Origin of the sequence: Lentzea sp. (assembly GCF_035525475.1) — a bacterium.
Lineage (GTDB): Bacteria > Actinomycetota > Actinomycetes > Mycobacteriales > Pseudonocardiaceae > Lentzea.
Genome location: NZ_DATLEC010000027.1, coordinates 20668 through 44784 on the forward strand (window position 1 = coordinate 20668; position 24117 = coordinate 44784).

The 24117-nt window shown below is 71.4% G+C and carries 26 protein-coding genes; 13 read left to right on the forward strand and 13 right to left on the reverse strand.

Features of this window, described 5'->3' with window-relative positions; genetic code table 11:
- The first annotated feature begins 10 nt into the window (after nucleotides 1–10).
- A complete protein-coding gene (locus tag VM306_RS03395; protein ID WP_325510892.1) occupies nucleotides 11–517 on the forward strand; it encodes a mycothiol transferase in 507 nt (168 codons plus the stop codon).
- Nucleotides 518–524: 7 nt separating this feature from the next.
- Here VM306_RS03395 and VM306_RS03400 read toward each other — a convergent pair whose 3' ends face one another.
- Together VM306_RS03400 and VM306_RS03405 are read right to left on the reverse strand one after the other, a co-directional pair.
- Nucleotides 525–710 carry a hypothetical protein gene (locus VM306_RS03400; RefSeq protein ID WP_325510739.1) on the reverse strand — a complete coding sequence of 62 codons (186 nt, stop codon included), beginning with the start codon at nucleotides 708–710 and terminating at the stop codon, nucleotides 525–527.
- A gap of 65 nt (nucleotides 711–775) precedes the next feature.
- A complete protein-coding gene (locus VM306_RS03405; protein ID WP_325510741.1) occupies nucleotides 776–2161 on the reverse strand; it encodes a PLP-dependent aminotransferase family protein in 1386 nt (461 codons plus the stop codon).
- 98 nt (nucleotides 2162–2259) lie between these two features.
- Here VM306_RS03405 and VM306_RS03410 point away from each other — a divergent pair, with 98 nt between their 5' ends.
- Nucleotides 2260–3417, forward strand: a complete 1158-nt coding sequence (locus VM306_RS03410) for a M20 family metallopeptidase (RefSeq protein WP_325510743.1) — start codon at nucleotides 2260–2262, stop codon at nucleotides 3415–3417.
- 55 nt (nucleotides 3418–3472) lie between these two features.
- Entirely contained in the window at nucleotides 3473–3919 is a 447-nt protein-coding gene (locus tag VM306_RS03415) for a hypothetical protein (protein WP_325510745.1), read from the forward strand.
- A 6-nt stretch (nucleotides 3920–3925) separates the two neighbouring features.
- Here the strand turns inward: VM306_RS03415 and VM306_RS03420 are convergent, their stop codons facing one another.
- Entirely contained in the window at nucleotides 3926–4462 is a 537-nt protein-coding gene (locus VM306_RS03420) for a TetR/AcrR family transcriptional regulator (RefSeq protein WP_325510747.1), read from the reverse strand.
- A 64-nt stretch (nucleotides 4463–4526) separates the two neighbouring features.
- Between VM306_RS03420 and VM306_RS03425 the strand changes: the two genes are divergently transcribed.
- The 3 genes from VM306_RS03425 to VM306_RS03435 all read left to right on the forward strand — a co-directional run bounded on the left by VM306_RS03425 (nucleotide 4527) and on the right by VM306_RS03435 (nucleotide 7477).
- Nucleotides 4527–5465: an SDR family NAD(P)-dependent oxidoreductase gene (locus VM306_RS03425; protein ID WP_325510749.1), complete on the forward strand. Its 939-nt coding sequence runs from the start codon at nucleotides 4527–4529 to the stop codon at nucleotides 5463–5465.
- A gap of 11 nt (nucleotides 5466–5476) precedes the next feature.
- Nucleotides 5477–6244, forward strand: coding sequence for a helix-turn-helix transcriptional regulator (locus VM306_RS03430; RefSeq protein ID WP_325510751.1), 768 nt, complete (start codon nucleotides 5477–5479; stop codon nucleotides 6242–6244).
- A gap of 78 nt (nucleotides 6245–6322) precedes the next feature.
- Entirely contained in the window at nucleotides 6323–7477 is a 1155-nt protein-coding gene (locus VM306_RS03435) for a 4-hydroxybenzoate 3-monooxygenase (RefSeq protein ID WP_325510753.1), read from the forward strand.
- Between the two features lie 79 nt (nucleotides 7478–7556).
- Here VM306_RS03435 and VM306_RS03440 read toward each other — a convergent pair whose 3' ends face one another.
- From VM306_RS03440 to VM306_RS03450, 3 genes are all read right to left on the reverse strand, one after another.
- On the reverse strand, nucleotides 7557–7847 hold the full coding sequence (locus VM306_RS03440) for a DUF4342 domain-containing protein (RefSeq protein WP_325510755.1): 291 nt from the start codon (nucleotides 7845–7847) through the stop codon (nucleotides 7557–7559).
- Nucleotides 7848–7967: 120 nt separating this feature from the next.
- On the reverse strand, nucleotides 7968–8939 hold the full coding sequence (locus tag VM306_RS03445; RefSeq protein ID WP_325510757.1) for an amidohydrolase family protein: 972 nt from the start codon (nucleotides 8937–8939) through the stop codon (nucleotides 7968–7970).
- A gap of 10 nt (nucleotides 8940–8949) precedes the next feature.
- Nucleotides 8950–10188 (reverse strand): multidrug effflux MFS transporter, encoded by a 1239-nt coding sequence (locus VM306_RS03450; protein ID WP_325510759.1) that lies wholly within the window; start codon nucleotides 10186–10188, stop codon nucleotides 8950–8952.
- Nucleotides 10189–10242: 54 nt separating this feature from the next.
- On the opposite strand from VM306_RS03450, the gene VM306_RS03455 reads away from it, so the two are divergent.
- A complete protein-coding gene (locus VM306_RS03455) occupies nucleotides 10243–10713 on the forward strand; it encodes a MarR family winged helix-turn-helix transcriptional regulator (protein WP_325510761.1) in 471 nt (156 codons plus the stop codon).
- 50 nt (nucleotides 10714–10763) lie between these two features.
- Here VM306_RS03455 and VM306_RS03460 read toward each other — a convergent pair whose 3' ends face one another.
- On the reverse strand, nucleotides 10764–11711 hold the full coding sequence (locus VM306_RS03460) for a ketopantoate reductase family protein (protein WP_325510763.1): 948 nt from the start codon (nucleotides 11709–11711) through the stop codon (nucleotides 10764–10766).
- A 91-nt stretch (nucleotides 11712–11802) separates the two neighbouring features.
- On the opposite strand from VM306_RS03460, the gene VM306_RS03465 reads away from it, so the two are divergent.
- The 3 genes from VM306_RS03465 (at nucleotide 11803) to VM306_RS03475 (ending at nucleotide 15938) form a co-directional block, all read left to right on the forward strand.
- Nucleotides 11803–12372, forward strand: a complete 570-nt coding sequence (locus VM306_RS03465) for a TetR/AcrR family transcriptional regulator (protein ID WP_325510765.1) — start codon at nucleotides 11803–11805, stop codon at nucleotides 12370–12372.
- Between the two features lie 180 nt (nucleotides 12373–12552).
- Nucleotides 12553–14151, forward strand: a complete 1599-nt coding sequence (locus tag VM306_RS03470; protein ID WP_325510766.1) for a cellulase family glycosylhydrolase — start codon at nucleotides 12553–12555, stop codon at nucleotides 14149–14151.
- Nucleotides 14152–14351: 200 nt separating this feature from the next.
- Complete coding sequence (locus VM306_RS03475) at nucleotides 14352–15938, forward strand: glycoside hydrolase family 76 protein (RefSeq protein ID WP_325510768.1); 1587 nt, start codon at nucleotides 14352–14354, stop codon at nucleotides 15936–15938.
- Nucleotides 15939–15982: 44 nt separating this feature from the next.
- Here the strand turns inward: VM306_RS03475 and VM306_RS03480 are convergent, their stop codons facing one another.
- The 5 genes from VM306_RS03480 to VM306_RS03500 all read right to left on the reverse strand — a co-directional run bounded on the left by VM306_RS03480 (nucleotide 15983) and on the right by VM306_RS03500 (nucleotide 20321).
- Nucleotides 15983–16804 carry a carbohydrate ABC transporter permease gene (locus VM306_RS03480; RefSeq protein ID WP_325510770.1) on the reverse strand — a complete coding sequence of 274 codons (822 nt, stop codon included), beginning with the start codon at nucleotides 16802–16804 and terminating at the stop codon, nucleotides 15983–15985.
- Nucleotides 16801–17697 (reverse strand): sugar ABC transporter permease, encoded by an 897-nt coding sequence (locus tag VM306_RS03485; RefSeq protein WP_325510772.1) that lies wholly within the window; start codon nucleotides 17695–17697, stop codon nucleotides 16801–16803. Before VM306_RS03485 ends, VM306_RS03480 begins: the two co-directional genes overlap by 4 nt.
- On the reverse strand, nucleotides 17697–19013 hold the full coding sequence (locus VM306_RS03490; RefSeq protein WP_325510774.1) for an ABC transporter substrate-binding protein: 1317 nt from the start codon (nucleotides 19011–19013) through the stop codon (nucleotides 17697–17699). The genes VM306_RS03485 and VM306_RS03490 overlap by 1 nt, the downstream gene beginning before the upstream one ends.
- Nucleotides 19014–19127: 114 nt before the next feature.
- The gene (locus tag VM306_RS03495) at nucleotides 19128–19694 is read right to left on the reverse strand and encodes a hypothetical protein (RefSeq protein WP_325510776.1); all 567 of its coding nucleotides are present in this window, start codon (nucleotides 19692–19694) and stop codon (nucleotides 19128–19130) included.
- 21 nt (nucleotides 19695–19715) lie between these two features.
- Nucleotides 19716–20321 carry a TetR/AcrR family transcriptional regulator gene (locus VM306_RS03500; protein WP_325510778.1) on the reverse strand — a complete coding sequence of 202 codons (606 nt, stop codon included), beginning with the start codon at nucleotides 20319–20321 and terminating at the stop codon, nucleotides 19716–19718.
- A 98-nt stretch (nucleotides 20322–20419) separates the two neighbouring features.
- On the opposite strand from VM306_RS03500, the gene VM306_RS03505 reads away from it, so the two are divergent.
- From VM306_RS03505 to VM306_RS03515, 3 genes are read left to right on the forward strand one after another with little or no spacing between them, the layout of a single operon-like run.
- A complete protein-coding gene (locus VM306_RS03505) occupies nucleotides 20420–21178 on the forward strand; it encodes an SDR family NAD(P)-dependent oxidoreductase (RefSeq protein WP_325510780.1) in 759 nt (252 codons plus the stop codon).
- A gap of 60 nt (nucleotides 21179–21238) precedes the next feature.
- Complete coding sequence (locus VM306_RS03510; RefSeq protein WP_325510782.1) at nucleotides 21239–21862, forward strand: TetR/AcrR family transcriptional regulator; 624 nt, start codon at nucleotides 21239–21241, stop codon at nucleotides 21860–21862.
- A 27-nt stretch (nucleotides 21863–21889) separates the two neighbouring features.
- Complete coding sequence (locus VM306_RS03515) at nucleotides 21890–23335, forward strand: MDR family MFS transporter (RefSeq protein WP_325510784.1); 1446 nt, start codon at nucleotides 21890–21892, stop codon at nucleotides 23333–23335.
- Here the strand turns inward: VM306_RS03515 and VM306_RS03520 are convergent.
- The gene (locus VM306_RS03520; protein WP_414672325.1) at nucleotides 23332–24087 is read right to left on the reverse strand and encodes a phosphotransferase family protein; all 756 of its coding nucleotides are present in this window, start codon (nucleotides 24085–24087) and stop codon (nucleotides 23332–23334) included. The two genes, VM306_RS03515 and VM306_RS03520, sit on opposite strands and share 4 nt — an antisense overlap.
- Between the last annotated feature and the right edge of the window lie 30 nt (nucleotides 24088–24117).

The window sequence follows — 24117 nt, forward strand, 5'->3', positions numbered from 1 at the left end:
CATGAGCGAGATCAGCGCAACGCACGTGCTGCTGGACGGGTTCGACCGGGTTCGGCAGGCGGTGGCGGGAGTCCTGGAAGACCTGTCCACCGACCAGCTCTCCCACCGCGTCGGCGGCTCCGCCAACTCGATCGCGTGGCTCGTGTGGCACCTCACCCGCGTGCAGGACGACCACGTCGCCGATCTGGCGGGCACCGACCAGGTCTGGGTCACCGACGACTGGGCCGGACGGTTCGGCCTTCCGCTGCCGATCGAGGACACCGGATACGGCCACGACTCGGAGCAGGTCGCCGCGGTGGTCGCCTCGGCAGGCCTGCTGCTCGGATATCACCAGGCCGTGCACGAACGCACCCGGTCCTACCTGCGGGAGCTGAAGGACGCGGAGCTGCCGGAGGTGATCGACGAGTCGTGGGACCCGCCGGTGACTCGCGCGGTGCGGCTGGTCAGCGTGCTGGAGGACGACCTCCAGCACGTCGGGCAGGCGGCCTTCGCACGCGGTCTCCTGCCGGGGAGCTAGTGGCGCCTCATTTCCTCCCCGGCCACGGGATCAGCAGCATGACGCCGGCGCCCACGCACAGCAGCCCGATCGTCGTCCAGAGCCGCTGCCCGGTCATGAAGCTGCCCTCGAGGTATCCCAGGCCCTGCGCAGTCCAGACTCCACCGATCAGGATCAGCACGACACCGAGGCCGAGCATCAGCTTTCTGCGCATGGCCGGCAGCCTAGCGGCCTGGCCGGCCCCGGCCGTTCCGCAGTGGACGGTCGTCTGTTCACAGCTCACGCGGTCCACCCGGGAACTCGCTGAGCACGGGTGACCGGCGACGCGGATCGCTCCCACGCCTGGCGGAGCAGATCGGCGACGGTCCCGGCCTGCCCCGCCGGCAGCGTGAACGGCACCCGGAGCCACCGGTCGGCCGTGCCGTCGACCGCGAAGCGCGGCCCCGCGGTGATCCGGAGACCGAGGTCGAGGGCCGAGGCCGCCAGCCGTGTCGCGCTCGGCCGGGGAAGCTCGATCCACAACGCCATGCCCGCACGGGGTGAGGTCCACCGCCAGTCCGGGAGGCGGGCGCGGAGGGCGTCCTCGAGGGCGGCACGCGAACGGCGCAGGAGGTCGCGTCTCTCCGCCAGGATCGCGGCGGCGTCGTCGAGGAGCCGCACGGCGACCAGCTGGTCCAGGACGGGACTGCCGAGGTCGACGGACGCGCGTTCGTGCGCCAGGCGGTTCAGCAGCGTCGGATCGGCACGGATCCACCCGATCCGCAGACCGGCCCAGAACGCCTTGTTCATCGACCCGAGCGTGACGACGTCGTGCCGCAGCACCGCGGCCGGCGGCGGCGCGGGACCGTCCAGCACCAGGTCGGCGAACGTCTCGTCGACGGCGACGACCGCGTCCCGCAGGTCGGCGAGAACCTGCCGGCGGGCGGCCTCATCGGCGACGAGGCCGGTGGGGTTCTGACCGTCCGGGGTCAGGTGGGCGGCGGACATGCCGGCGGGAGGCCGGTCCCACCCGGCGGCCGTGACCGGGAGCGGGACCGCGCGGACGTGGTGGGCGCGCAGGGCGTCGAGGACGGCCGGGTAGGTGGGCTGTTCGACCAGGACCGGTCGTCCCGGACGGCAGACGGCGCGGACCACGAGGTTCCAGCCCTGCAGGGCGCCACTGGTCACGAGTATCTGCTCGGCCTCGGTCGGCAGGCCGCGGCCGGTGAGGTGCCTGGCCACCGCGGTGCGCAGGGCGGGCAGCCCGAAGGGGTGCAGGCCGTGCCCTGCCAGCTGCGACGGGAGGTCCGCCGAGGCCGCGGCCACCGCGTCGAGCAGCTGGGGCGGAGCGGGCAGGGCGGCCACCGTCAGGTCGAGGACGTCGGCGGGCTCCCCCTGGCGGGTGTCCGGCCGGTGGACACGCGCGGCGGCGATGCTGATCAGGCTGCCCGCTCCGTGGGCACTGCGCACGTACCCCTCGGCGCGCAGCAGGTCGTAGGCGGCGCTCACCGTCGTCCGGCTCAGTCCGAGCGTCGCGGCGAGGGAACGCTCGGACGGAAGGCGGGTGCCGTTCGGCAGCCGGCCGTCCAGCACGAGGCCGCGGATGCCCGCCGACACGGCGACGTAGGCGGCCCCGCCGCCGGACAGCCACGGTTCGAGCAGCGCCGCGAGACGGTCGGGACCCATGCCAACACCTCCGACTTGGCCGTGTCAGCACCAGGCCAAGTCCGGTCATGATGCGGGTTCCGCCGCCAAGACCGAGCGCACGAGACGGAGAAGTGACCTTGAGCGACACCCGACCCGGCTCCGACGTCCTCCACCTCACGCGGGAGCTCCTGCGGATCGACACGACCAACCCGCCGGGCAACGAGCGGGAGGCGGCGGAGATCGCCCTGGCCTACGCCCGGAACTCCGGACTGACGGGCGACCTGCACCCGTTGGACGGCGGTCGCGCGAACCTGCACCTGGTCCTGCGCGGCAAGGGCGAGCAGGAGCCGATCATGTACTGCGGGCATCTCGACACCGTCCCGCTGGGCACCGCCCGGTGGACGCGCCCGCCTCACGCGGCGGAGGTCGACGAGGACGGCGTGCTGTGGGGACGCGGCGCCGTCGACATGAAGGGCGGCCTCGCCGCGATGCTCGCCGGGATCGCCACTCTGGCGCGCACCGGCACGCGGCCGCCGGGAGACGTGCACTTCCTCGCCACCGCCGGCGAGGAGGTCGACTGCGCCGGCGCCCGTGCCGCCCGGGACAGGGGCCTGCTGGAGGGCGTCGGCGGTCTGGTGATCGCCGAGCCGACCGACCTGGAGCTCGTGGTCGCCCACAAGGGCGCGCTGTTCCTGGAGTTCGTGACGCACGGCCGGGCGGCCCACGGTTCCATGCCCGACCAGGGTGTCAACGCGATCACCCACATGACGGCCCTGCTGGCACGGCTGAGCGCGCTCGACCTCGGCTCCGTGACCGATCCCCTGCTGGGCGGCGCGACGACCAGCGTCGGGACCATCCGGGGCGGTTCGGTCGTCAACATCGTCCCGGACCGGTGCAGCGCCCAGGTCGACCTCCGCAGCGTGCCGGGAGTCGACCACGCCGTCGTCCTGTCCAGGATCCAGTCGATGCTCGACGAGCTCGGGTCCACCCTTCCCGGCTTCGACGCGAAGGTCGCGGTGACGGGTGACTACGCGGCCGTCGGCACAGATCCCGGCGAGCCCCTGGTGCAGGCCGCCCGGGACGTCCTGGAGGGAGTTCTCGGCCGTCCGCCGAGGATCTCCGGCGTCAGCTACTTCTCCGACGCCTCCGTCCTCCAGCCCGGCACCGGCCTGCCCACGGTGCTGTGCGGCCCAGGCGACCCGAACCTGGCGCACCAGACGGACGAGCGCGTCCACGTCGACGCACTGGACCGGGCCGCCGAGTTCTTCACCCTGCTCCCCCTGGCGAGAGGCTGACACGCCACCGGCGAGCCGGGCGGCGGGCGGCATCGACCGATACGATCACCGCATCATGGGCGAACGCACGGACGACACCGCGGATGGTGGCGACGCCTCCATCAACGATCCCCTGCTCACCACGCCGGTGGCCAGACTGATGGCACTGGCGATGGGCACGGACGTCCGCGTGCTCGACGTGCCCACGGCACGCGGTGCGGGACTCGCGGGCCTGGTCGGTCTCGGCTCCGACGAGGACGGCGAGCCGCGGCCCACGATCGGGCTCGCCGACGACCTGGACGACGACCTGCGCGCTGACGTGCTCGCGTTCGGTCTGGCGGTGCTCGTCGGCACGCCGGAGATCCTGGGTGAGAGCCCGGACGGCGTTCTCGGGATCAGCAGGGAGCGCCTCCCCCAGGCCGACAACGGTCCCGGCAACCTGGCCTGGCACATGGTGCAGACCTGCGGGCGCGAGTCGCCGTCGACGACGTTCCAGCTGATGATCATCCAGACCGACCGGTAGGCGCGGTCAGGGAACGAGGAGCCCGACCGCGGTGGTCAGGCGGGCGAGGTACTCCTCGCGGGTCTCGACCTGGTGCTTCAGCCCGACCGACACGCTGAGCAACGTCTGCGCGACGTCGTCCGCCGCCGCACCGCCCAGTGCCGCGACGACGAGCTCCTCGAACCGCTTCGGTGCCGTGTGGACGACGGGCCCGAGGAGGTCCGGGTTCTCCTCGATCACCACCGGCACGTCCCGGCTCATCGGCCCGACGTAGCGGCCCGCCCACCGGTCGAACGCCCCGACCAGCCTGTCCCGCACCGGCTTCCCGGTGTCGGCGAGGACCGCCTCCGCCGCGGCGAGGTCCTGCTCGATCGCCCGCGTGACCGCCGCGCGGAACAGGTCCTGCTTGGACGAGAACAGGAAGTACAGACCCGGCCGGGAGATCCGGGCCGCACGGGCGACCTCGTCCATCGAGGTCTTCCGGTACCCGTGCCGGGCGAACGTCAGCAACGCCGACTCGAGCACCGCGTCCCGGCGTCCGGCGGTGTCCAGGGGATCGGCCATGCGGTGACCGTACGCCGTCTCGGACGAACTATACAAATTTCGTTCACTCCGTATAGTGCGCAGCATGACCACCGGCAACCTGATCACCACACCGTTCACCGCCGCCAGCACGGCGGACGACGTCCTGGCGGGCGTGGACCTCACCGGCGTCCGCGCGGTCGTCACCGGGGCGTCGTCCGGGCTGGGCGCCGAGACCGCTCGCGCCCTGGCCGCCGCCGGAGCCGAGGTGACACTCGCGGTCCGCGATCCCGCCGCCGTCGCCGGTCCACGGGTCGCCCGGCTCGACCTCGCCGACCAGGTGTCCGTACGGCGGTTCACCGAGCAGTGGGACGGTCCGCTGCACCTGCTGGTGAACAACGCGGGCGTCGTCACCGCCGGACCGGCCCGCACCCAGGAGGGCTGGGACCTCCAGTTCGCGACCAACCACCTCGGGCACTTCACCCTGGCCACCGGCCTGCACCGGGCGCTGGCCCGCGGCGCGGCCGACCGCGGCGAGGCGCGCATCGTCTCGGTCAGCTCGACGGCGCACATGCGCGCCGGGGTCGACTTCGGCGACCTGCACTTCGACCGCCGCCCGTACGACCCGCAGATCGCCTACGCGCAGTCGAAGACGGCCAACTCGCTGTTCGCGGTGGAGGCGACCCGCCGCTGGTCAGCCGACGGGATCTTCGCGAACGCCGTCAACCCCGGCGGCGTCGCGACCGGGCTGCAGCGGCACTTCTCGGTGGCGCAGAAGGAATCCCTGGCCGCGGCCGAGGCCGCCGGGATCTTCACCTACAAGACGGTCGGGCAGGGCGCGGCGACCAGCGTCGTCGCGGCGGTCGCCCCGCAGTTCGCCCGCACCGGCGGCCACTACCTCGACGACTCGCAGGAGGCCTACACGGTGCCGGACGACGCCGCGCTCGCCGACCACCCGCACGGGGTGAAGGCGTGGGCTCTCGACCCCGCTGCCGCGCAACGCCTGTGGCAGGTCTCGGCGGAGCTGGTCGGCAGCCATCGGTAATCTTTCGCCTGATGCCGGAAACCCGCCATACCTCTCCCTCCTCCGCCGCCAGCGGAGGCGGCTGGCTGGACCACGGCTTCCACATCGACGCCCACTCGCACCTGGACGGGCAGCTGGTCTACGCCGCGTCCGGCGCGCTGGCCACGTCGACGGAGCGGGGCACGTGGGTGGCGCCGGCGAACCGCGCCACATGGACGCCGCCGGGGTTCGAGCACTCGCACCGCTTCTACGGCCGCACCGACGTGCGTCTCGTGGTCGTTCCGGCAGCGCTGTGCGGGGCACTCGTGCCGCATCCCAGCGTGGTCGCGGTGAGCCCGTTGCTGCGCGAGGTGGTCCTGGCGCTGACCGATCGGCCGGAGTCCCGCCCCGGTGCACACGCACGGCTGCGCGAGGTCCTGATCGACGAGCTGGTCGAGACACCGGAGCTGTCCCTGCACCTGCCTGAACCGCGCGACCCGAGGTTGCGCGCGGTGACCGACCTCCTACAGGCCGATCCTGGCCGCACCTCGACGCTCACCGAGCTGGGGCGCATGGCGGGCGCCAGCGAACGCACGCTCAGCCGCCTGTTCGACTCCGAGCTCGGCATGAGCTTCCACCGCTGGCGCACGGTCCTGCGGGTGCACCACGCCGTCATCCACCTCACCCGCGGCGTCTCGGTCACCGACACCGCGATCGCCTGCGGGTGGTCGAACCCCTCCAGCTTCATCGACGCGTTCAGCTCCGTGACCGGCCAGACGCCCGGCCGCTACCAGGCAGGGCTCCACCGCGGCGAGCCGTAGGCGAAGTTGGCGGCTTTTCCGCATCCGCTGTCGTGACAGCGGTGGGGGGAAGCGCTCGGAAAGTCCACTGTGGAGGACATGAACGAAGCAGACGAGCACACCACCGTCGTCATCGTAGGTGGCGGCGTTGCCGGCCTCGCGCTGGGGAACTTCCTGCAGCGCAAGGAAATCAGTTGCGTCATCCTCGAGAAGCACAGCCGCGCTCACGTCGAACAGCGGCAACGGGCCGGTTCCCTGGAAGCGAGCGGGGTGCGCATGTTCCGGCAGTGGGGACTCGACGAGGTCTTCGCCGGTTCGCCCGAACACTCGATGGGGTCCGACATCCCGATGATCGTCGAAGGCGAGACGCGGTACTGGAAGCAAGGTGACGACGACGACCAGACCGAAGACGAGTCGATCTTCTGTCCGCAGCAGGTCCTCGTCGCGAACCTGACCGCGATCTTCCTCCGCGAGGGCGGGGACCTCCGCTACGAGGCGGCCGACGTCTCCGTGGAGGACGTCACCGGCAGGCCCGTGGTCCGCTACCGCGACACCTCCGGCGCACTCAGGTCGATCAGCTGCGAGTTCGTCGCCGGTGCGGACGGTTTCCACGGCGTCAGCAGGAAGTCCATCCCGCCGGACGTCCTCACCTGTCACTCGCACGAGTTCGGCTACGCCTGGCTCAGCGTCCTCGCCGAGGTTCCCGCGGATCCCCTGGCGATCATGGCGGTGCACTCGCGCGGGTTCGCCGCGCAGATCACCCGCGGCCCCGGCCGAAGCCGCGTCTACCTCCAGTGCCCCCTCACCGACACCGCCGACCAGTGGCCGGACGAGCGGGTCTGGACCGAGCTCGCCCACCGGTTCGGCCGCCGGGTGGAGCGGGGTCCCGTCTCCACCAGGCAGGTGGTCCCGTTGCGCGGTGTCGTGTTCAGCCCGATGAGCCACGGCGGGCTCCACCTGCTCGGGGACGCCGCCCACCTCATCTCGCCGATGAGCGCCGAGGGAATGAGCCTGGCGCTGCACGACGCCGAGACGTTCGCCCGCGCCGTGGTCCACCACGCCGAGACCGGTGACCCGCGCCTGCTCGACGAGTACTCCGACACCTGCCTGCGCCACGTCTGGAACCGCCAGCAGTCGGCGGTCCGGATGACCGACACCCTGCACGACGCCGGAGACAGCTCCTACCGGGGCGAGTTCCGCAGGCAGATCGCGAGGGTCGATCTCGAAACGTTGTTGCAGCCCACGACCCGCTGAACCATTCGCCTTCACAGGGCACGGTGCCGCCGTCACCCCCGACGACGGCACCAGCTCCCCTGCGTCCCCTTGCGGCTGACTACACCTGCTCGGTCTCGACCGTCGTCGCCGGCTGGCTGCCGGGCCGACGGCGGTCCTCGAGCTTGATGTCGCACTTGCCGACCAGCGCGACACCGGCGCCGATCGTCGTGGCCACCGGAGCGGCCAGCGCCGCGACCAGCCCGAGGGCCACCGGGACCTCCAGCACCACGTCGTCCTTGCTGTCCCGCACCACCACGCGGCGGTTGATGCCCTCGCTCACCAGTCCGCGAAAGGCGTCGACCACCGAGTCGACGGCGTTGCGGGTGGGGTCGGCCTTATTTTCGCTCATGACTCTCCTAGAACTGCGGACATCCCTTGACGGCTCCAGCCTGCCCGTGATCGGGCGCCCTGCCATCAGGGTTTCCCCCGACTCCCACCTGATTCGCCCCTCAGGGCACCCGGTTCGCCGTCAGATGCCGAACAGCGCCGAGGCGTTGCCCGATGCGAACTTCCGCCGGTCCTCTTCGGACTCGAACTCACCGAGGAAGGACGTGATCTCCTCCCGTGAGGGGTGCTGGAACGGGTAGTCGGTGGAGAAGATCAGGCGGTCGGCGGTGGTCACCGAGAGGGCGTGCCGCAGCAGTGCGGGGTTGAGCATGCCGGAGGTGGTGATGTGGAAGTTGGACCTCAGGTAGTCCGATGTGGAGCGTTCCAGGCCGGCGACGCGCGCCAGGCTGTCGGCGCGGTCGACCCAGAAGAGCAGCATCTCGCCCCAGTGGCCCAGCACGACCTGGAGCTCCGGGTGCCGGTCGAAGGTGCCGCGCAGGATCAGCCGCAGCGCGGCGAGACCGGCGTCGAGGTGCCAGCCCCAGCCGAACGTCGCGAGTGCCAGGTCGGTCGTGGAGCCGAAACCGCGGTAGGAGGCGTCGCGGAGAGCGCCGGACGGCAGCTGCGGGTACAGGAAGACCGGCTGGCGCAGTGCCGCCGCGGCCGCGAAGAAGTCGTCGTAGACCGGGTCGTCGAGCACGAGGTCGCCGGACCTGCCGTAGACCATGGTGCCCACGTGGCCCAGACCGGCGGCCCGTTCGAGCTCGGCGGCGACCTCGTGCGGGGCCGACATCGGCAACGTCGACAGCGCGCGGAACCGGGTCGGGTGCCGGGCCACGGCTTCGGCTGCGACGTCATTCGCCGTGCGGCTGAGCCGGACCGCCTCCTCTGCGGGCAACGCCTGGGTTCCGGGTGGTGTCTGCGCGAGCACCGCCACGTCGATTCCCTGCGCGTCCATGGTCGCGAGCCGACCTTCTCCGAGGTCCAGGAGGCGCTGCCGGTGGTCGCCGAGGTCGTTGAACGCGAGGCTCTCGTCGCGTTCTCCCTCGGGCAGCGCGGTGAGCGCGGCGGTCAGCTCCGGCAGGACCCAGTGCTCCTCGATCCCGATCAGCATCGGACTCCCCTCAGCTCGAACCCGCGAGCGAACCGGCGCGCTCGGGAGCGGTGACGTCCTCTGCGTGATCACCTGAGGCGATCAGCCGGGAGGCGCAGGCCGCGAGGCCGGCGAGCACGGCGAGCACGGCGATGATGATCGCCATCGGCAGGGCGGAATGGGCGCTGCCCACGCTCACCAGCGGCGAGACTGCGGCGCCGAGGCCGAACTGCGCGGCGCCCAGCACGGCCGAACCCGTGCCGGCCGCTCCCGGCACCGCGTCGAGGGCGAGCGCGGTGGCCGGTCCCAGGACGAAGCCGAGGGACGCGACCGCGAAGAAGATCGGCACCAGCAGCCAGGCGGCGTTGATCGGCAGCAGCGCGAGGACCAGCAGCACCGCGGCGGACACGAGCAGTGAAACGGTACCGGTGGTGAGGACCCGGCGCGGGTGGCTGCGGCGCAGCAGCTTCGACGCGACCGCGCTGCTCGCGATCAGCCCGAGTGCGTTGAGCGCGAACAGCAGTCCGTAGCTGACAGCGCTCATCCCGATGACCACCTGGTACAGGAACGGCGACGCCGAGATGTAGGCCATCAGGACGGCGAACGAGAAGACGAACGTGGCCGTCGCGGTGAGGTAGGCGCGGTGGCCGAGGGCGCGGACCCCGCCCGCCTTCGCGGTGCCCCGCTGGTGCCGCGGGTGCGTCTCCCGCACGACCGCCGCCGACCCGGCGAGCATCGCGACCGCGAGGCCGGCCAGGACGAACAGCACGCCCCGCCACCCGATCCCGTCGATCATCAGGCTGCCCAGCAGGGGCGCCACCACCGGCGCCACACCGCTGACGATCATCATCAGGCTGAACGCGCGGGCGGCGGCGCGACCGGTGGCGAGGTCCGCGACGACGGCGCGTCCGATGACCATGCCGGCCGCGGCGGTCAGCCCCTGGACGAGGCGCGCGACCAGCAGGACCCCGATCGTGGGCGCGACGGCGGCGAGCACGCTGGCGGCCACGAACACAGCCGAGCCGGCCAGCAGCGGCCCGCGCCTCCCCCACCGGTCCGACAGCGGCCCGAAGAGCAGCTGCCCCGCGGCGAGTCCGAGCAGGAACATCGTGAGCGTCAGCTGGACGGCGGTGTCGCTGGTCTCGAGCTCGACGGCCATGCGCGGGAACGCGGGCAGGTAGAGGTCGATGCCGAACGGGGCCACGCTCGCCAGCAGGGCGAGCACGAGCAGGAGCGGCACCGGGATGGTGCCGCGGGACGGCGCGTTCACCGCATCTCCTATCAAGTGATAACTATCAGTCGACAGGAAAAGTAACATGGTCGCGTGGACGAGGACCAGAAGTCGCGGTTGTTCGAACTCGCCGACCTCATCACAGCGGTGGGAAGGCAGATCCACGCCGCCAAGGAGGGCCTGGGCGAAGAGCGGTGGTCAGCACTGGACGTCGCCGTGATGCGCTACATCGACCGCAATCCCGGCACCTCGGCCCGCGCGGCCGCCGACGCCACGCAGCAGATCTCCAGCAACTTCAGCCGCGCGCTGCGAGGCCTGGAGCAGAAGGGCCTCGTGCACCGCGAGACCGACCGGGAGGACGCCCGCCGCGTCCGCCTCTACCCCACCGCCCGCGCCAAGGAGAACCTCCAGCGGCTGAACGACGTCTGGAGCGAGCTGCTCGACGGCGTCGTGTCCGACGACGAGGAGGCCGACGCCATGATCGCGGCGTTGCGGCGCATCGAGACGGGCCTCGCCGGGAAGGCGCTCGCCCGGTTGGGGCGCACCGACAGCGGCGTGCGGTAGGCGAGGCGGTCACCGACGACGGTGCGGTGGAGGCGGGACCACCCCGTTCCCTAACGAGCGAAGTGCGGTTCCGCCGCTTCCAGTCGCGGTACCGAGATGCCCAGCCGTCGTGCTTCGGCCAGGGCGTCCCGGCAGATCTCACGCGGCTCCTCGGCGTCCGGGTCGGAGTGCGCCGCGAAGTTCACGCGCGCGGGCGCGAAGTGAGCGGTCAGCCAGGCGAGCACGGCGGCCGTCAGCCAGGCAGGCGCCCGGAACAGCAGCAGACCGCCCCGGTGACGTCGCAGGTCGAGGCCGCGCGCCTCGAGGAGCGGCAGCAGCTCGCGGCCGGCCAGCAGCCCTTCGCGCAGGTCGCCCGTCGCCCCGGCCAGATCGGACAGGGAACCCAGCCGCAGGCCCTGCGAGAACAGGCCGGCATCCGACACGAAGTGGACCCACAGCCAGCCGCGGAAATCAGGCTGCTCCTTGATCCGGAGCCCTGCCTCGCGAAACGCCTGGCGCACGGCCCGCTCCCGCTCCGTCGGGGGCCCGCCGAGGGTGCCGAAGACTACCGACGGCAGCAGCGCCCCGCGAAGCACGCCGTCCGCGCCGAAACCGCCACCGGCCTGAGGAGCACCCCAGGCGATCCGGTCGACGGGGAGTGCGCCGATCGCGGCCAGCGGCTCGGTCCAGACGTTGCCGAAGACCAGCACCGTGGCGTGACCGACGCGCGGGGACAGGAAGGCCGCCGCCTCCGCGAGGCGGTGGTGCGGCACGCTGAGCACGATCAGATCGAAGTCGTGGTCCGGCTCCAGCGCCTCGCGGTAGCGCACCGGCCACTTCTCGACGACGCGCTGCCCCCACACCCGGCGCCGCGTGTCCATCAGGTCGAGGTCCACCGTGTCCCCGTACGTCGCCGCACGGCCCGGCCGGACGTAGAACTCCACGTCATGTCCCGCCTGTTCCAGGAGCCAGCCGTAGACGGTGGCGATCACGCCGCGGCCGAACATCAGGATCTTCATGCTGCACCTCATCGGGTACGATAAAACTGGAGATCATCTCCACTTTCGAAGATATGGAGGTCATCTCCACTTGTCAAACGCGAGGGAGCGCATGACCACCGACAAGCCGCTGCGGGCCGACGCCCGCCGCAACCGCGATGCCCTGATCGCCAAGGCACGAGAGGTCTTCGACACAGGCGGCTTCTTCGACCTGCGATTCGACGACTTCGCCCGCCTGGCGGGGGTGGGCACCGGCACGTTGTACCGCCACTTCCCCACCAGGGAGGCACTGGCCGAGGCGGTCTACCACGGGGAAGTCACCGCGCTGTGCGACCGCGCCCGTGAGCTCCAGGCCACGCTGCCCGCGGCGGAGGCCCTGGCGACCTTCCTGCGCGGCATGGTCGACCACATAGACGCCCACGAGGGCTTGGCCCGGACGCTGGCCACGCTCATGGCCGACCGCTCCGGCGCTCTCGCCGAAGGCAGTCGGGCGCTGGAGCAGGCCGTCACCGACCTGATGGCCGCCGCCGTGCGGGACGGCGCCGTGCGCGACGACGTGGACGCCGGTGCCGTGATGATGGTGCTGCACGGCATCGGCGCGGCCCATGACCGCCCCGGCTGGCGGGCCGAGGCCGACGATGTCATCACCCTCGTGCTGGACGGGCTGCGCCGCCCGCTGTGACGCACTGCGCGCCCGCGCCGCGTTCCTCGTCGAACCCGGACCTGATGCGCTCCCGGTGCGTTCGAGTCGATTCGACTGACCCGTCTTGACCCTCCTCGGGACAGCAGCAATTCTGGGAGCGCTCCCAGAACCTCGGTGCGGAGCGGTTCGTCAGCGCGGTCAGAGCTCGAAGGAGAGCGGATGAAGCGGCGGCACAAGGTTTTCGGCGCGCTGATCGCGGCCGTGGTGGCCACGAGCGGGATGGTCGCCGTGAACGCGGCCGGTCAGCCCGCGGTGGTGGCCGCGGCGGCGAGCGGCACGGGTACCGGATACCTGCACACCAGCGGGAACAAGATCCTGGACAGCACGAACGCGACGGTCCGGCTGACCGGCATCAACTGGTTCGGCATGGAGACCGACAATAAGACCTTCCACGGCCTGTGGGCCAGCCGCACGTGGCGGCAGCAGCTCGACCAGATGGCGCAGCTGGGCTACAACACGCTGCGCGTCCCGTTCTCCAACGACGCGCTGAAGCCCGACGCCAGGGCCACCGGCATCAACGACTACACCAACCCCGACCTGATCGGGCTGTCACCGCTGCAGATCCTCGACAAGGTGATCGAGTACGTGGGCCAGAAGGGCATGCGCGTCATCCTCGACCGGCACCGGCCGACCAGCGCCGGCCAGACCGCCCTCTGGTACACGGCGGGCGTGCCGGAGAGCACCTGGATCAACGACTGGAAAGCCCTTGCCCAGCGCTACGCGGGCAACACCACGGTCATCGGCGCCGACCTGCACAACGAGCCGCACGCCGAGGGCACCAACCCCGCCGCGGCCGGCTCGTGCTGGGGCTGCGGCGACACCGCCCGCGACTGGCGGCTGGCCGCCGAACGCGCGGGCAACGCGATCCTGAGCGTGCAGCCGAACTGGCTGATCTTCGTCGAGGGCGTGAGCTGCCCGAGCGGCGGGCTCTCGAACGTGTGGGACGGCGACCCGTCCAACGACGAGGACTGCGGCTGGTGGGGCGGCAACCTGTCGAAGGCGGGCCAGTTCCCGGTGCGCCTGTCCGTGCCGGGGCGGCTGGTGTACTCCCCGCACGAGTACGCCACCTCCGTCTACAACCAGCCGTGGTTCAGCGCGCCGGACTACCCCGCGAACATGCCCGCGATCTGGGACAGGTACTGGGGTTACCTGTACAAGCAGAACATCGCGCCGTTGATGATGGGCGAGTTCGGTACCACGCTGGCCAACCCGGTCGACAAGGTGTGGCTGGAGAACCTCATGGCCTACACCGGGACCGGCGTCAACGGCATGTCGTTCACGTACTGGTCGTGGAACCCGAACTCCGGTGACACCGGCGGGATCGTCGGCGACGACTGGACGACGGTCAACCAGGCGAAGCAGAGCATCCTCCAGCCCTACCTCATCCCCCCGACCGGTGGCGGTCCCGGCCCGACGACTACCACCACCACGACGACGACCGGCGGCGGCACGGGCGGGTGCAAGGCGGTCTGGAAGCTGGACAACTCCTGGCAGGGCGGCTTCCAGGGCTCGCTGACCGTCACCAACACCGGGACGAGCGCCGTCAGTCCGTGGACCGTCGCGTTCGCCCTGCCCGGCGCGACCGTCTCCAACGGCTGGAACGGCACCTTCACCCAGTCCGGCTCCACGGTCACCGTCACCGCGCCGTCCCACAGCCAGTCCCTGGGCGCGGGAGCGGCCGTGTCGCTCGGGTTCACGGCCACCGGCACGGCGAGCACGCCCTCGGCCGTCACCCTCGGCCAGGCGGCTTGCACGTGACGACTCACCGCCCGAACCGGTGAGCCGGGCTTGCCGGGAGGGGTTTCCGCCGCCTCCCGGCAACCGCCTGGGCGCGATCACCGGCCATGACAAAAACCTGACCAGTCCGAAGCGTTGACGCCGGAATCAGCCGAACCCTAGCCTCACTTTGAGAGCGCTCTCACACTTCGTCGGCCACCCACCCTGCACCGGGAGGTCCCATGTTGAGAGCTGCGCTTCTCGCGTCCCTGATGGTGTCCACAGCCGTCCTGGCGCTTCCCCCGGAATCCACGGCCGAGGCGCCGGCGGCGGTCCGGCCCGCCGCGCCCTGCGACTACTACTGCGACGACCGCGATCCCGCTCTGCCCCTCAGCGCACGGCGATCCGGCTACCGGCCCGGCACCAGCACACCGCCTCCGACCGCCGGCCCTCCGTCGACGGGCAGCACTCCCCCGGCCGCGTCGGCCGTCATCTGCAACAGGTACTGCGACGCCCGTGATCCCGCACTCGCGCCAGCGCAACGCCTCGCCCAGACCGTCGCCGTCGGAGGACGTCAGATCTCCCTGCGCTTCAACGACACGGACGCGATGGGCTGGGCGGTGGTCTCCGCCGCCCAGCAGGGGGACGAGGTGTGGCTGGACCGCTCCTTCGACGCCGGCGTCAGCTGGGGTTCCGGGTCCAGGCTCGGCAACACGGCGGCCCCGGCGGGCTTCGGCGAGTGGCGCACCATGATGTTCAACGTGGACGACTGGGCCGGCTACGGAGTCGGCCTGCTGCGGGCCTGCGGACGTCCGGCGGGATCGTCCACGATCGCCTGCACCAGCTGGTACCGCACCACGTGGAACGCCGGTGAGCGCCGCACGGCCGCGGCGACGGCGTTGATGGAGCGCTACAACCTCGGCACCGGCCTGTTCGACACGACGGGGTGGTGGAACTCGGCCAACGCGCTCACCGCGGTCATCGACAACATCCGGGTGACCGGCATGAGCAGCTACCGCTACGCCATCGCCCGCACCTACGACCTCAACCTCCGGGCCTGGCAGGGCAACTTCATCAACGACTACAACGACGACGTCGCCTGGTGGGGCCTCGCGTGGGTGGCCGCCTACGACCTGACCGGGGACAGCAGGTACCTCAGCACCGCCAGGGCCGGCGCGGACCACATGTTCCGCTTCTGGGACTCCGTGTGCGGCGGCGGCATCTGGTGGAGCTCCGGCAAGAACTACAAGAACGCGATCGCCAACTCGCTGTACGTCCAGCTCAACGCCGCACTGCACAACAGGATCCAGGGCGACACCGTCTACCTGCAACGCGCCAGGACCGGCTGGACGTGGTTCGCCAACAGCAAGATGATCAACAGTGCCGGTCTGGTCAACGACGGACTCACCACGTCCACCTGCTCCAACAACAACCAGACGCCCTGGAGCTACAACCAGGGCGTGCCGCTCGCCGCGCTGGTCGAACTGCACAGGGCGACCGGGGACGCGAGCCTGCTCACCCAGGCGCGCAGGCTCGCCGACGCCTCGACCGGCAGCACCTTCCTCAACCCCGGCGGCATCCTGTTCGACGACGGCGGTGGCGGGGACGTCCCCTCCTTCAAGGGCATCTACGTCCGGGGCCTGGCCGCGCTGAACAGGGCGCTGGCGGACCACCCGTACACCTCGTACCTGCGCCGCCAGGCCGACACCGCGTACTCGCGGGACCGCTCCAGCGCCGACGCGTACGACCAGCCGTGGGCGGGACCGTTCCAGCGCAGTGACGGCGCCCGTCAGCACAGCGCGGTGGACCTCATGAACGCCGCGAGCTGACTCGCCGCGAGCCGGGACCGGAGCTCACCGGTCCCGGCGACCCGCTACTCCTCGACCCGCTGGGTCACGACGCCGCGCACGAAGTACCGCTGCGCCACCAGGAACAGCAGGACCATCGGCACGGTGGCGACCACGCTCGCCGCCATCACGAGCTCCCACTGCGCCTCGCCGCCCTGCCCGAACCTGTCGAGCACGGCCTTCAGCCCGCGCGGCAACGTGTACAGCTCCGGCTCGCGCAGGTAGATCAACGGTCTGATCAGGTCCGTCCACGCGGCCTTGAGCTCGAACACCAGCACCACGATCAGCCCCGGCCTGGCGAGCGGCAGCGCGATCGACCGGAACTGCCGCCACGGCCCGGCGCCGTCCACGCGGGCCGCGTCGAACACCTCGGCGGGCAGGCCGAGGAAGAACTGGCGCAGCAGGAACACGTAGAACGCCGAGCCGAACAGGTTGCCCGCCCACAACGGGATCTGCGTGGTCGCGAGCCCCACGGCGTGCCACTCCAGGTACACCGGCACCATCGTGACGGCGGCGGGCAGCATCATGGTGGCCAGCACGAGTGCGAAGAGCGCGGAGCGGCCGCGGAAGCGGAAGCGGGCGAAGCCGAACGCGACGACCGCGCTCGACACGGTGGCGGCGACCGCCGCGGCGAGCCCGACGGCCACGCTGTTGCCCACCCACGCCAGGAGCGGTACGGCGCGCCACACCTCGGCGTAGTTGGCGAGGGTGACCGGCGAGGGCAGCAGGGCGTTGTCGAAGACGTGCGAGCGGTCCTTGAGCGACGCGCTGACCAGCCACCAGAACGGGTAGGCGAAGAGCACGCCCACCGCGATGAGCGCCAGCACCACGGGCGCGCGGCGGGTCATGCCCTGTCCTCGTAGTGCACGTAGTCGCGGGACAGCCGCACCTGCAACGCCGTGATGGCGGCGATGACCAGGAACAGCACCCATGCCAGCGCCGAGGCGTAGCCCATCCTCAGCGAACCGAAGGCCTCCTGGAAGAGGTAGATCACGTAGAACAACGCCGCGTCTCCTTCCGCCGGGCTGGACGGGCGGGCGCCGAAGAACATCGTGTAGGCCTCGGTGAACACCTGCAGCGAGGCGATCGTGTTGACGATCAGCGTGAAGTACACGGTGCCGCTGATGCCGGGCAGCGTGACGTGCCAGAACTGCCGCCACGCCGACGCGCCGTCGAGCCGCGCCGCCTCGTAGCGCTCCGCCGGCACCCTGGTCAGCGCGGCCAGGTACAGCACGGCGGTGCTGCCGACCGTCCAGAGGCTCATCAGCACGAGGCCCGGTTTGATCCAGGCCGGGTCGGTCGTCCACTGCGGGCCGGTGAACCCGAACCAGCCCAGCACGGCGTTCACCGCGCCGTTCTGACCGTTGAGCAGCAACAGGAACAGAGCAGCGAGGGCGACCGGCGGGGTCATCGTCGGCAGGAACAGCACGGTGCGGAAGAACCCCGCCGACCGTCCCGCGCGGCGCAGCAACGAGGCCAGGCCGAGCGCGAGCACGATCTGCGAAGGCACGTGCAGCAGGGTGAAGAACACGGTGTTGCCCAGCGCGGTCGCGGCACGCCCGTCGCGCAGGATCTCCCGGTAGTTCTCGAGACCCGCCACCCGCGGCGGCTTGAGCAGGTCGTAGTGCGTGAACGACAGGAACAGGCTGTACAGCATCGGACCGGCGGTCAGCAGCAGGAAACCGGCCACCCACGGCAGCACGAAGAGCCAGCCGGCTCGTGCCTCGCGCGCGCTCGCCATCACCGGCCTCCCACGCGGGTGATCGCGCGGTCCGCCTCGCGCTGCGCCTGCGCCATCGACTCCTCCGGGGGCTGGCCGCTGAGCAGGGTCCTGCTGACCGCCGACTCCCAGGACCGCACGAGATCGCTGGCGGCGGGGCTCGGCGGCAGGGCGAAGGACTTGTCCTGCACGGCTTGCAGCACACGCACGCCCTGTTCGAGGACACGGATGCCGCGCGGGTCGTACACCTCGCTGAAGATCTTGTCGTCGGCGGCGCGGTTGCCCGTGAACGTTCCGCTGTAGGGCTTTCCCTTCTTCGCGAGGGCGTCACGGCGTGCCTTCGCGGCGGTGACCCAGGTGTCCGCCGCGGTCATCGTCGTGATGAACTCGCAGGCCAGTTCCGGATGACGGGCTCCCGCGGGGATGGCCCACGCCTGGCCGCCCGCCTCGGTGAGGGGATTGCCCTGCCGGTCGGTGAACGGCGCGATGGTGACGTCGACGTCCGGCGAGTTCGCGGCGAGGGTGTTGACGTACCAGGAGTCCATCACCATCGCGGCCACCTGCCCGGTGACGAGCTCGTTGTTCGCGCCGAAGGAGTCGAACGTGTCCCGGAACGCCTTGAACGCCGCCCAGCCGCCCTGCTCCCGGACCAGGCCCGCGGTGTAGCGGACGGCTTCGACGACGCGCGGGTCGTCCAGGTGGGGCCCGTCCGCGACCAGGTCGGCGCCGTTGGCCTTGCTCCACAACGCCAGGAACTCGGGCATGCGGGGGTCGAAGCCGATCCGTTCGATGCGGCCGTTCTCGACGCGCGCGAGCTTCGCCGCGGTCGAGGCCAGCGCCTTCCAGTCCGTTGTGGACAGTGTGGCCGGGTCGACACCCGCCTGCCGCAGCACCGGGTTGTTGAGGATCAGCACCCGGACGGTGAAGAAGTCCGGCACCCCGTACACCACGTTCTCGTAGGTCACCTGCCGCACCGCCGCGTCGCGGTACTGCTTCAGGTCGACGCCCTTCCGCCGCAGGCAGGACCCGAGGTCCTGCACCGCTCCCCTGGCCGCGTAGCCGCCGAGCTTGCGGCGGTCCGCGTAGACGAGGTCGGGCGGGTCACCCGCCGCCACCGCCGAGAGGAACTGCTGCTCGTCGAACACGCCCTCGTTGATCCGGAGATCGACCTCGGGACGCCGTTTCCTGAACACGTCCACGCGCGCGGTGGCGTGCTCGTCCGGCAGGCCGAAGCCCGTGGTGACGAGCGTGTTCGGCCGGTCGGCCGCACTCGGGCCGAGACCTCCGCATCCCGCCACCAGCAACGCCAGCAACGGGACGACCGGCCACCGGGTCATGTTCGGACGGAAGCGTCGCAGGCCGCCTGGTCGAAAGAACGCCGTTGCCCCATGAGTCGCGACTACCCGGTCACCCGCCCTCCAAACGACGCCAACCGGAGGCTTTCGGGATCGTCAGACCACGGCGGGGCAGATCTCGTCGTCCTTCGCGGGTGCGCTCCGCCGATCGGCGGCCGTGTGCGCCAGCACGACGGCGGCCTTCTCCGGTGAGATGAAGCGCAGTCCCATGAAGTTGTCACCCGCGGAGAACCCCGGCAACGCCCAGATCTCCTCGTACGGGATGTGCACCGGCCAGTACCTCCGGAAGCTGTAGACGTTGCTCCACAGGCACTTCGCCGGATCGGGACGCCACAGCCGGCGTGCGAACGCCGGGTCGCGGAACGAGTGCCCGACCTCGCCGATGGCCAGCACGTGCTTGCGGCCGGTGAGGAGCGCGACGTCGCCGGTGGTGACGCCGTCCATCCGCTTGTCGTGCTTGGCGGTGGCACCCCAGAACCGGGCCCGGCCGTCCGGGTGCAGGGCGTCCAGCCGCGCCCGGTCTTCCGGGTCCAGTGCCGCGAAGTCCAGCGCCGCGCACTCCAGGGCCGCCTCCCGGAACGGCACCGCGTGCGCCAAGGTGTCCGCCCAATGCCTGCGCGCTTCGGGAGTGCCGTACGAGGGTTGGATGAAGACCTGCGCCACGGGCGACACGCTACCCGCGGGTCAGCGCGTGAGGCCGCGGGTGGCGATCAGCAACGCCTCGCTGACCGCGGCCTCCACGCCGTCCCCTTCGTCGTCGGAGGCGTCGGCGTGGAACGCGTGGTGCTCCACGGCGGCCCGCAGCGCGGCGTTGATCATCGCGGCGTGCACGACCGAGGTCAGGTCCGGAGCGGCCAGGCCGTCGCGGCGGGCGAGCGCGTCGGCGAAGACCGGTTCGGCCTGCCGGTGGGCCTCCAGCCACACCGCGCGCAGGCCGGGCTCGGTCCTGGTCAGGCGCACCAGGCCGAGCATCGTCGCGCGGTCGCCGGCGGAACCGCCCGCCTGCCGCAGCGCGTCCACGAGCTCGGTCATGTCCTGGTCCTCGCGCCACGACCGCAGCCAGTCCGCGGCCAGGTCGATGCCGCCGGTCAGCAACGGCAGGACGCAGCTCTCCTTGGTCGGGAAGTAGCGCCACAGCGTGCGGGACGAGATGCCGGCCGCGGTGGCGATCTCCTCGGCGGACGTGGCGGCCACGCCCTGCGTGACGAAGAGACCGACCGCCACGCGGGCGACGTCGAGGCGGGTCTCGGCCTTGCGCCGCTCGGTGAGGGACGGGCGTCCGATCGGCATGTGACCTCCTGCAGAAGACCCGCACACCGTACCCGTTATTGTCCCCAGGCGACTACATGGCACAGAATGACAAAAAGTAAACGCAGATGGAGGCAGCAATGGACGGACTTGCGGACAGCAGCGTGGTGGTCACCGGTGCCGGTTCGGGCATCGGACGGGCCGCGGCCCTGCGCTTCGCCTCCGCGGGGGCGAAGGTCGTGGTGGCCGACATCAACGCCGACGCCGCCCAGGCCGTCGTCGCGGAGATCGAGGCGGCCGGTGGCACCGCGGTGGCCGCGACCGGCGATCTGGGTGATCAGGCCGTGGCCGACGCGGTCGTCGAGACGGCGATCACCTCGTTCGGCGGGATCGACGTCCTGGTGAACAACGCCGGGGTGATGGACAGCATGTCCGCCGCGGCCGACGTCTCCGACGCCGAGTGGGAGCGGGTGCTGCGGGTCAACCTCACCGCGCCGTTCCTGCTCACCCGTGCCGCCCTGCCGCACATGGTCGCCAAGGGCAAGGGCGCGATCGTCAACACGGCCTCGGAGGCGGCCTTGCGCGGCAGCGCGGCCGGAGCGGCCTACACCGCGTCGAAGCACGGCCTGGTGGGGCTCACCCGGTCCGTGGCGGTCATGTACCGCGACTCGGGCATCCGGGCCAACGCCATCGCCCCCGGCGCCACCCTGACCGGCATCGCCCTGACCGTCGACCCCGACGCGCACGGGCCCAGGGTGCTCGCGCGGTACCGGCAGAACATCGGTCGCCTCGCCCAGGCCGACGACCAGGCCGCCGCGATCGTCTTCCTCGCCTCCGACGCCGCCGCCAACGTCAACGGCGTCGTGCTGCCCGTCGACGACGGCTGGGCGGCGGTCTGACCTATCCTGCTGGCCAGCAGCCCGGCACGACGCCGGGCACGGCCGGCCGGAGCTCCAGGGATGACGCGCAGCAGGACGCCAGAGGGCACGAGGGAACGCATCCTCGCCACCGCCGAACGCATGTTCGCCGAGCACGGCGTCTTCTCCGTCTCCAACCGGCAGATCAGCGACGAGGCCGGCCTGGGCAACAACACGGCGGTCAGCTACCACTTCGGCAGCAAGGCGGAGCTCGTCCGCGCCATCTACCTGCGGCACAGCGAACCGGTCGAGCTGATGCGCGAGAAGGCCGTGGACGAGCACGCCGGGAGCACCGAGCTGCGCGACTGGCTCGCCTGCCTCGTCCGCCCGTTCACCGGCCACCTGGCGTCGCTGGGGTCGAACAGCTGGTACGCCCGGTTCGTCGCCCAGCTCATGACCGAGCCGAAGCTGCGGGAGCTCGACCTCGTCGACGTGGGTCAGACCCCGTTGCAGCGCGAGGTCGACGACGCGGTGCACCGGTGCCTTCCCGAGCTGTCGCCCGAGGTGCGCGCCGAACGCGACGAGATGGCCAGGACGTTGATCGTGCACATGTGCGCCCGGCGGGAACGGGACCTGCCAGAGGACACCGCGGCGATCTGGAACGCCACCGCGACCGGGCTGATCGACGCCCTCGCCGGCCTGTACCGGGCACCCTCCCACCTTTAAATCAATCAATTGATTTAAAGTGGTCGCATGAGCACGATCACCGCGCCGTCCCGGCGGAAGGTCCTGGAGTCGCTCACCGGCCTGCTGCTCGCCCTGTTCGTCTCCACGCTGAGCAGCACCGTCGTGGCCACCGCCCTCCCCAGGATGATGGGTGACCTGCACGGCTCCCCCACCCAGTACACCTGGGTGGTCACCGCCACCCTGCTCACCACGACCGTCACGACCCCGATCTGGGGCAAGCTCGCCGACCTGGCGGGCAAGAAGACCCTCGTGCAGGTGGCCACGGTGGTCTTCCTCGCCGGGTCGGTCGCGGCCGGTCTGGCCCAGGACGCGGGCCAGCTGATCGCCGCGCGTGCCCTGCAGGGCGTCGGGGTCGGTGGCGTGCAGGCCCTGGTCCAGATCGCCATCGGCGCGATGATCCCGCCGCGCGAACGCGGCCGGTACGCGGGATACCTGAGCAGCGTCACGGCGTTGTCCACGATCGGCGGGCCGCTGCTGGGCGGGTTCCTCGTCGACACCTCGTGGCTGGGCTGGCGCTGGTGCTTCTTCGTCGGGGTGCCGTTCGGGCTCGCGGCGCTGGTGCTGCTGCAGCTGACGTTGCGGCTCCCGTTGTCGCGCAGGGAGAACGTCCGCGTCGACTACTGGGGCGCGTCGCTGCTCACCGGCGGTGTCAGCGTCCTGCTGATCTGGATCTCGTTCGTCGGCGACGCCTTCGCCTGGGCGTCCTGGCAGACCGCGGCCATGGTCGGCGGCAGCCTCCTGCTGCTCGGCCTGGCCTCCTGGGTGGAGACGAGGGTCCCGGAGCCGATCGTGCCACCCGGCATCATCACGCGGCGCACCACCGCACTGGCCGTTCTCGGCAGCCTCTCGGCGGGCACGGCCATGTTCGGTGCCGCCGTCTTCCTCAGCCAGTACTTCCAGCTCAGCCGCGGCCACACGCCGACGGAGGCGGGCGTGCTCACCATCCCGATGATGGCGGGCATCCTGATCTCCTCCGTCGTGGCGGGCCGCCTGCTCAGCCGCACCGGCCGGATCAAGCCCTACCTCGTCACCGGCGCCGTGTGCCTCGCCGCCGGGTTCACCTGCCTCGCCTTCCTCGACGAGCGCACACCGCTGGTGCTCGTCGCGCTGCCCATGGTGCTCATCGGCACGGGTGTCGGCATGACCCTGCAGAACTTCGTCCTCGTGGTGCAGAACGCCGTCCCGCTCGCCGACATCGGCGCCGCCAGCGCGACCGTGTCGTTCTTCCGCTCGCTCGGCGGCACGATCGGCGTCACCGTCCTCGGCGCCGTGCTCGCCCGCCAGGTGGCCCACCACACCGCGGCGGGCCTGCCGGTCCCCGCCGCCTACGGTGAGGCGACCGGGACCGTCTTCGCCATCTCGGCCGGCGTCGCGCTGCTCGGTGTCGTCGCCGCGGTGCTGCTCGAGCCGGTGTCGCTGCGCACCAGCCTGGATTTGCCCCAGGAGGACTAGGAATCCCGCATCCGGGACCTGAGCACGTCGAACTCGCACCCCGGCGCGTCGGGGTCGAAGCCGTGCTCGATCAGCCAGCGCGACGCCACCAGGCTGCGCAACGACCACCAGGCGCGGATCACGTCCCGATCCGCGCCTTCGCCGTAGCCGGCGAGCAGGTCGTCCAGGCGTTCCTCGTGCCCGAGCGTCAGGATGGCGAGGTCGAAACCGGCGTCGCCGGGAGCGGCTTCCGACCAGTCGATGACACCGGTGACCTCGTCGCCGTCGACGAACACGTGGGTGATCTGCAGATCGCCGTGGACGAACACCGGTGTCCACGGCCGGAGCGCGGCCTCGGCGATCTCGCGGTTGCGCCGGACCACCTCGGCGGGCAGGACGGCGTTGGCGAGCAGCCATGCGCACTCGCTGTCGAGCTCCGCCGCCATGTCGTCGAGGGCGCGACCCGGCCACGGCGGCAACGGCGCGTCGTGCAGCCTCCGCACGGCGGCGCCCGCCGCGGCCCACGCCGCCGGTGACGCGGGCGACGGTTCACCGAGGACGCCGAGCGCCTTGCCGGGCACGGCGGCGATCGCGACCACGGGCGGCTCGTGCCAGAGGACCGCCGGGGTCGGTACCGGCGCCATGGCCATCGCCCGCACCTCGACGGCGGCATGGGCCGGGTCGCCGTCGACTTTCAGGAACACGTCGCCGACGCGCAGCGTCACGCGCTTGCTGTGGGCGACAACGACTTCGACTTCCTGCACGGCGGCCATCCTGGCGGGGACGGCCGCCGCTGTCGCCGG

Excerpts from the sequence above, each read along its gene's own strand:
- VM306_RS03475 (WP_325510768.1), top strand. The coding sequence starts at position 14,352 with ATGTTGAGAGCTGCGCTTCTCGCGTCCCTGATGGTGTCCACAGCCGTC.
- VM306_RS03520 (WP_414672325.1), bottom strand. The coding sequence starts at position 24,087 with ATGGCCGCCGTGCAGGAAGTCGAAGTCGTTGTCGCCCACAGCAAGCGC.
- VM306_RS03505 (WP_325510780.1), top strand. The coding sequence starts at position 20,420 with ATGGACGGACTTGCGGACAGCAGCGTGGTGGTCACCGGTGCCGGTTCG.
- VM306_RS03510 (WP_325510782.1), top strand. The coding sequence starts at position 21,239 with ATGACGCGCAGCAGGACGCCAGAGGGCACGAGGGAACGCATCCTCGCC.
- VM306_RS03415 (WP_325510745.1), top strand. The coding sequence starts at position 3,473 with ATGGGCGAACGCACGGACGACACCGCGGATGGTGGCGACGCCTCCATC.
- VM306_RS03460 (WP_325510763.1), bottom strand. The coding sequence starts at position 11,711 with ATGAAGATCCTGATGTTCGGCCGCGGCGTGATCGCCACCGTCTACGGC.
- VM306_RS03425 (WP_325510749.1), top strand. The coding sequence starts at position 4,527 with ATGACCACCGGCAACCTGATCACCACACCGTTCACCGCCGCCAGCACG.
- VM306_RS03485 (WP_325510772.1), bottom strand. The coding sequence starts at position 17,697 with ATGGCGAGCGCGCGCGAGGCACGAGCCGGCTGGCTCTTCGTGCTGCCG.
- VM306_RS03515 (WP_325510784.1), top strand. The coding sequence starts at position 21,890 with ATGAGCACGATCACCGCGCCGTCCCGGCGGAAGGTCCTGGAGTCGCTC.
- VM306_RS03400 (WP_325510739.1), bottom strand. The coding sequence starts at position 710 with ATGCGCAGAAAGCTGATGCTCGGCCTCGGTGTCGTGCTGATCCTGATC.
- VM306_RS03445 (WP_325510757.1), bottom strand. The coding sequence starts at position 8,939 with ATGCTGATCGGGATCGAGGAGCACTGGGTCCTGCCGGAGCTGACCGCC.
- VM306_RS03480 (WP_325510770.1), bottom strand. The coding sequence starts at position 16,804 with ATGACCCGCCGCGCGCCCGTGGTGCTGGCGCTCATCGCGGTGGGCGTG.
- VM306_RS03500 (WP_325510778.1), bottom strand. The coding sequence starts at position 20,321 with ATGCCGATCGGACGCCCGTCCCTCACCGAGCGGCGCAAGGCCGAGACC.
- VM306_RS03465 (WP_325510765.1), top strand. The coding sequence starts at position 11,803 with ATGACCACCGACAAGCCGCTGCGGGCCGACGCCCGCCGCAACCGCGAT.
- VM306_RS03440 (WP_325510755.1), bottom strand. The coding sequence starts at position 7,847 with ATGAGCGAAAATAAGGCCGACCCCACCCGCAACGCCGTCGACTCGGTG.
- VM306_RS03470 (WP_325510766.1), top strand. The coding sequence starts at position 12,553 with ATGAAGCGGCGGCACAAGGTTTTCGGCGCGCTGATCGCGGCCGTGGTG.
- VM306_RS03490 (WP_325510774.1), bottom strand. The coding sequence starts at position 19,013 with ATGACCCGGTGGCCGGTCGTCCCGTTGCTGGCGTTGCTGGTGGCGGGA.
- VM306_RS03405 (WP_325510741.1), bottom strand. The coding sequence starts at position 2,161 with ATGGGTCCCGACCGTCTCGCGGCGCTGCTCGAACCGTGGCTGTCCGGC.
- VM306_RS03420 (WP_325510747.1), bottom strand. The coding sequence starts at position 4,462 with ATGGCCGATCCCCTGGACACCGCCGGACGCCGGGACGCGGTGCTCGAG.
- VM306_RS03435 (WP_325510753.1), top strand. The coding sequence starts at position 6,323 with ATGAACGAAGCAGACGAGCACACCACCGTCGTCATCGTAGGTGGCGGC.
- VM306_RS03430 (WP_325510751.1), top strand. The coding sequence starts at position 5,477 with ATGCCGGAAACCCGCCATACCTCTCCCTCCTCCGCCGCCAGCGGAGGC.